General features: G+C 40.5%; 8 protein-coding genes. 2 read left to right on the plus strand and 6 right to left on the minus strand.

Annotated features, from left to right (window positions below):
• On the plus strand, positions 1–774 hold a 774-nt coding region (locus tag R7127_RS25720; RefSeq protein WP_318148643.1), incomplete at its 5' end, for a hypothetical protein.
• Here the strand turns inward: R7127_RS25720 and R7127_RS25725 are convergent.
• Both R7127_RS25725 and R7127_RS25730 read right to left on the minus strand, forming a co-directional pair.
• Positions 771–1214 (minus strand): hypothetical protein, encoded by a 444-nt coding sequence (locus tag R7127_RS25725; protein ID WP_104975193.1) that lies wholly within the window; start codon positions 1212–1214, stop codon positions 771–773. The genes R7127_RS25720 and R7127_RS25725 overlap by 4 nt on opposite strands.
• On the minus strand, positions 1211–2389 hold the full coding sequence (locus R7127_RS25730) for a hypothetical protein (RefSeq protein ID WP_104975192.1): 1179 nt from the start codon (positions 2387–2389) through the stop codon (positions 1211–1213). The genes R7127_RS25725 and R7127_RS25730 overlap by 4 nt, the downstream gene beginning before the upstream one ends.
• A gap of 196 nt (positions 2390–2585) precedes the next feature.
• Between R7127_RS25730 and R7127_RS25735 the strand changes: the two genes are divergently transcribed.
• The gene (locus R7127_RS25735) at positions 2586–3968 is read left to right on the plus strand and encodes a zincin-like metallopeptidase domain-containing protein (RefSeq protein ID WP_104975191.1); all 1383 of its coding nucleotides are present in this window, start codon (positions 2586–2588) and stop codon (positions 3966–3968) included.
• Positions 3969–4050: 82 nt separating this feature from the next.
• On the opposite strand, the gene R7127_RS25740 is transcribed toward R7127_RS25735, so the two are convergent.
• The 4 genes from R7127_RS25740 to R7127_RS25755 form a co-directional block, all read right to left on the minus strand.
• A complete protein-coding gene (locus R7127_RS25740) occupies positions 4051–4404 on the minus strand; it encodes a hypothetical protein (RefSeq protein ID WP_104975190.1) in 354 nt (117 codons plus the stop codon).
• A complete protein-coding gene (locus R7127_RS25745; RefSeq protein ID WP_104975189.1) occupies positions 4401–4751 on the minus strand; it encodes a hypothetical protein in 351 nt (116 codons plus the stop codon). Before R7127_RS25745 ends, R7127_RS25740 begins: the two co-directional genes overlap by 4 nt.
• Positions 4752–4760: 9 nt before the next feature.
• The gene (locus R7127_RS25750; protein ID WP_029810246.1) at positions 4761–4967 is read right to left on the minus strand and encodes a hypothetical protein; all 207 of its coding nucleotides are present in this window, start codon (positions 4965–4967) and stop codon (positions 4761–4763) included.
• A gap of 12 nt (positions 4968–4979) precedes the next feature.
• A partial coding sequence (locus tag R7127_RS25755; protein WP_318148644.1) for a pentapeptide repeat-containing protein occupies positions 4980–5507 on the minus strand: 528 nt, incomplete at its 5' end.

The following is a 5507-nucleotide window of genomic DNA, read 5'->3' on the forward strand; positions in this document are numbered from 1 at the left end:
CGAACAGAAGAAAATTGCGGGTTTCATAAAGAGAAAAACTCAGGGTGGTCAATGATGAAATCCATAATTAATCAACTGAATAATTACACTTCCAACATGACGATTGAGGATATTTGCCTACTATCAAACTATGACTATGAAGCGTTTATGCAGCAATACAAAAAATTAGTCTATATCACTGGCATGAGGCAATACTGGTTGATTACAGCGAAACAACAGCGCAACCACAGCAACATCAAACAGTTTAAGACTTATCACAAAGCACAGCAGCACTTCTATCGACAGTTAACGCAAGAGTTTCACCTTATAACGGGTATTAATCCAAGTCAGTCATACAGTATTACTGAGCTGTATGACGCATTGGTAGAAAAACATTCGCGCTTCCACATAGCGACAACCGTCTATGCGGATAATCTACTCACTGCTATTCAATATGCACGATGTAATACTCAACTATGGCAAAGATTTAAGCAAGAGCTGGCTGCTGTCGGTATCGCTTTTAAAGATGTATCGCAGCTACTTACAGCGTTGCACTATGCTGATGAAACGGATTATCAAGAAGCCACTGACAGAATGGCGAAAGGATTTCGAGATTTTTACCAATATCAGGTAGATCGAGATTTTGAGACTCTGGTGATGGAAGCCATGAGTTTTGGTCAAATATTTCAACACTGCACACCGTGCTTCAAGATCTACAACCTTCGCATCACCTTTCCAGAGATTTACGTTATTAAAGCGTGTCTATCACAAGCGATAGCCAGACAGAACGATTAACCAAGCCTCAAGCGAGGCTTTGTTTGACTTCGCTTTGGTTGCTCAAAGAAGAACAAATCGTCTATTGCCTTTTCGCACACAACATAGAGTTGTGCTACCGACGGATGCGCCAAAATCGACTCTAATTTTTCATTACAATCTGTCACCCCAAAACCATACCAGAAAGTATAAGGCTCATTCTGGCATTGAAACTGACAAGCCATAAACGCTTGTTTAACTGTTTGCAGTGCTCCTTCTACTTTGCCTTCTCTCTGCTCTTGAACCGCTTCAACCAGAACCAGATTCAAGCGATTGAACATCATTGAGACAAACGGCTCATTCAAATCAAGATAGGCATTTTCAAATGCGGAATAGTCGTCTTGTGCTGACGGTATTGTTTCAAAATCACTATCAAACAAATGACCGAAAAAGCTCAGTGTTAATAACTCTTTTTTGGTCATAGTCGCAATCCCTTAGAGCGTTTAACTTTACGCTTCGCGCTCGCTGGCTCTTCAAATAACCCCTCTTGGACTTCCCTTCTTAATTCAGCGATGATCTGTTCTTCATAATCTGGCTCATCACTTGGCACTGGTTGAGCAACGTCTAATTCAACACCTTCAAATGGATTATCTTGTTCTTGTCCCAATACCTTATCAGGGAAGCAAACTTGCTGCACCGCCAGTTTGATACGCTGATCGACCTTTTCACCTACCGTGATCTTTTCCAAATCAAGCAACGCATCTTGTTTGATTACTTCCAAGGCCATACGCAGATTTTCAAGGCTCAATTCTTGATACGGGAAAGAGTGGATGTGTTTGTCTTTCACCACCAAAAAGGAGTTAATTAATTCATCCACACTGGGACTTTTGCCCAATAGCACGCCATTTTCCGTAAGACTTGAAGCAAGAGGTTTAGGCTTACCGTTGTGGTAATAGACACTCTCACGCAATGTTGTATCATTATGTAGTTCAAGGTGGTCAGTTAACCACTCTTTTTGCTGCTTTAACTCATTATATTCCTTGATCATCGTTCCGTTATCAGCAGTGGAAATGGTAGAGCTACACTGCAACTCACGAAGGACATCCAGCGAGAGAATTTCATTTGCACCTTTAGACTCTTCTAACACGTCAAAAGCCACATCAGGCAGTGTTTCACCATTGAAACTCGCCAAAATCTTATTGCCAAAATAGAACCCTTTGGGTACATCAACACTCGAACCAATCACAACTTGGTTTGCTGGGTAGTTCTGCTTAATCTCAGCCATTCTCTGTGGGTTTAACGGCACTGACTGATTAAGCGAATCAAACACCCAATCGGGCAATTCAAAGTCATTGTCAGCCAAATACAAACCAATCTGCTCGTGATCTTGATACTCCATCAGCATCGCTTTAAACAAATCATACTGCTCAAAACTAAAGAGCATTTGAGCTGCAAACGGGCTGCGCTCTTCCAGAATTAGCTCTGGTCTTAACAAGTCCTGCTCATAGAAATACTGCAACAAGCCAGCCACAATATTCTTATCACCAGAACCTTCCAGCTCTTTAGCAAAAGCAACGTATTGCTCAAACAGTTCAGGTCGGCTTTCAAGCAACAATTTGCTCTTTTGAATCATCAATTTGGTATACGCATTTCTCATCCTTTGTCTCCTTTCGTTTACTTAATGGCATACCACAAATCGAACTTTAAACAAGAGCCTGATCATTTTCACAAGCACCAAATAAGCAAAAAACCAATACCTAAAAGAAAAACCAACCGTCAATAATTTCAGTAGCTTGGAGATATTAAAAAGCGTGATACGACATAAGTAGGCTCATCAACAAAGGAGTGTATTTATGAGTAAAAACAGATCGAGTGCCACTGGCAGCACTAAGAACAAAAAAAGCCAGCAAGACCAAGTGTTAGATAGACTGTTCGACTTTTTCTCTAAACCAAAAAGCGAGAAGCCAAGCTCTGACAGTGATGTTGAAGTGAGTTTCTATCGCTCAACGTTAAATGCTTTACCGCTTAATTTTTTCGGTAATGAATACAACGGAATCAACATCATCATGTTGTTAGAAGCGCAGCAAAATAGCGCGACTAAAGTGCCGATCTACAGCACGTTCAAACAAGCGTCTGAAATACTTGAAAAGTATAAAGAGCAACTACCCGAAAAGTCGGATGATTTTGACCCTGACAAGCCGCTCAAAGGCATAAAGCTTGAACATGTCGTGGTGAAATATTTAGAGAACTACGCAAAGGACGGGGAGAAAATCAGCAAGACACAATTCGATAGACTGACCAAAGGCATGAGCTTCAAGGAAAAGAAAGACAAGGGCTTTGAGGCAAAGCGTGGGCTGCGTGCTTATCGTGTTTTTCCGATAGAGAAAATCAAACACTTATTGCCTCAGTCATACATTGACGAACAGCCATATTTCGCCAAACAAGAAGTGTTAGCCAATCAGACAATGAGCGAAGCAGAGCAGGATTCCGCTTTTGTTCAAAAAGCGGAGATCATCATCGATGCAATGAGCGTTCCTGTAATAGAAAAAGACGAGGATAGAGCTTATTACAACGTCAAAGAAGACCATATCGTGATACCGCCAAGAGACAAGTTCAAAAGTGATAAAGCACGTTTTGCCGTTATTTTGCATGAACTGAGCCACAGCACTGGTCATCCATCCAGATTGGACAGAAAGTTAGGCAACCCATTCGGCTCTCAAGGTTATGCAAAAGAAGAACTGATCGCGGAGACAGCGACTCTATTTATGTGTCTTGACCAAGATTTAGAAACGTTCAACTCCCATGCAGCTTATCTTGAAAGCTGGGCGCAGCAGTTTGCGGATCAAAAGAAAGCGTTACTATCTGTCTGCAAACAAGCAAAAGAAGCGCAGAACTACATCACTGAAAAAGTGCAATGCCACACGCTGAAATTAGAGCAAGAGACACAACGAATTGATTTAACAGATCAATCTCAATTTTTTCTACAATGCTATATTGCTGAAGAAGCAGAGTTTGACGACCAATTTACATCTCTAATTGGGAAGTACATCACTGGTTTGCGTGAGGTTGAGAATGGCCTGGAACTTGTTACCGATGAAAACTTGCGTTATAAGCTCGACAGCACTGCTTCTAAGCCACTTTCTCGCAAGGTCGATGAATTGATACAGGCAGATAAAAAGAATGTCGAAATGGCGCGTTTAAAGACGGAACCGCCTAAAAGACGATTGACGATATAACAAAAAGACCGCATCAAGCGGTCTTTTATGGAATTAAATAACTGATAAGATACATATAAATACCTCTATCTTTAAACTCTAATTAAGGCAGTAGTCCATTCAATCCGTCAGTAAGAATACTATTAGCCAAAGATGAGTAGTTCTTGTTCATTACAAATTGCTCTAAATCTTCATATTCATACAGCTCGATATAAAGATAAGAGTCTGGAAGCTGATCTAACGGTCGTAATTTTTCTGCAATATCATCAAACATCAGTCGACTAACTTCCAGATCAATAAGATTATCCAACGGTGCTAAATAATCATCATCACCTGTCTGTAACCAACTTGTATAAGCATCGCTCCACCCAAGTGCATACCTTCTCTGATCCGCTGCATAGTGAATGCATTCATCTGCAATTTGTTCAAACTGTGACTCAACGATATATAGGTTCATTTCGCCCCCTTACAACAAGAGCTGAGAGAAGCCATTACATCACGGTGATAGGTACACAAATCCATGTCATCAACTACACACCCATCACTGGTGTTTTGTAACTCATGCTCAACTATTCCTATATGATCGAAAGTTAAAGCGTCATGGAACATCAAACTCTCAATCACCTTCACTCTTGTGTATTTTGGTAGCATTAAGAACATCAGTGTTTTATGCGTGGCACTTAAGTCGTTAGCGATACGCTCAACCACCCACGTATCACATTGGCTATGCTCTTCGATTTTACTCAAATACTTCTTCTCAATAATCGCTTGAGCTTTTTGCTCAATACTTGTCATTAATTCCATATCATCCTCCTATTGTTGTGGAACATAAACTTGTTTAATTTCATAGACTAACTGCCATGTTGAGTAACAGTCATTACACTCAACATCTTGGTTTAGATAATCGCCATGACACTCTGTTTCACCAGCACTGTAATCACTTGAACCGCAGCGCCAGCAACTTGGTTCACTCGTTACATCGACTAACTCATCGAAAGGTAATTTGTTGTAGTTACACATATCTCCCCCTCCTTAGTAATTGCTTTGTTGTTGAATTACATAGCGATAAGTCGCTTCAAAAAGCGGCCGATAAGCAACTTCTGAAATAACGCCATTTACCTTGGGTTTCATATAAACAAAGCAAAGTAGGAATAGCTGCTCTTTATCTTTTACCCCTTGACGTAAATGATATGAAATCAACGTTATCATTACGTGGCTTGCAAGATTTGTATCAAAGTTGTTGTCAACATTGATAGCAAGTGCTCTCTGTGGACTGGTTGTATTTACATTCAGGTTTTCGTCTTTAAACCCGTCTGCCTGCTCCCTTGCATATAAAAGATTTACCCCTTCAAAATCACACTGCTTGAATCTTGCTGAATACATAAACGTTTCAACAAATAACGCATCAGTAAAATTGCAGTCTTTGATTTCCGTATACTCAAAACTGGCGTTAGACAAATCAGCACCACTAAAATCACAGTTATTAATCACTGAACCGCAGAAGTTCACGCCACGCAGATCTAAATCAGTTAAATCCAAGCGCTCTAAACGCAAACATTC

The organism is Vibrio sp. 1159 (genome assembly GCF_033340395.1).
Lineage (GTDB): Bacteria > Pseudomonadota > Gammaproteobacteria > Enterobacterales > Vibrionaceae > Vibrio > Vibrio alginolyticus.

Bases quoted from the DNA above. Each gene is read 5' to 3' on its own strand.
- R7127_RS25730 (WP_104975192.1), bottom strand. From the start codon at position 2,389: ATGAGAAATGCGTATACCAAATTGATGATTCAAAAGAGCAAATTGTTG.
- R7127_RS25745 (WP_104975189.1), bottom strand. From the start codon at position 4,751: ATGGAATTAATGACAAGTATTGAGCAAAAAGCTCAAGCGATTATTGAG.
- R7127_RS25750 (WP_029810246.1), bottom strand. From the start codon at position 4,967: ATGTGTAACTACAACAAATTACCTTTCGATGAGTTAGTCGATGTAACG.
- R7127_RS25735 (WP_104975191.1), top strand. From the start codon at position 2,586: ATGAGTAAAAACAGATCGAGTGCCACTGGCAGCACTAAGAACAAAAAA.
- R7127_RS25740 (WP_104975190.1), bottom strand. From the start codon at position 4,404: ATGAACCTATATATCGTTGAGTCACAGTTTGAACAAATTGCAGATGAA.
- R7127_RS25725 (WP_104975193.1), bottom strand. From the start codon at position 1,214: ATGACCAAAAAAGAGTTATTAACACTGAGCTTTTTCGGTCATTTGTTT.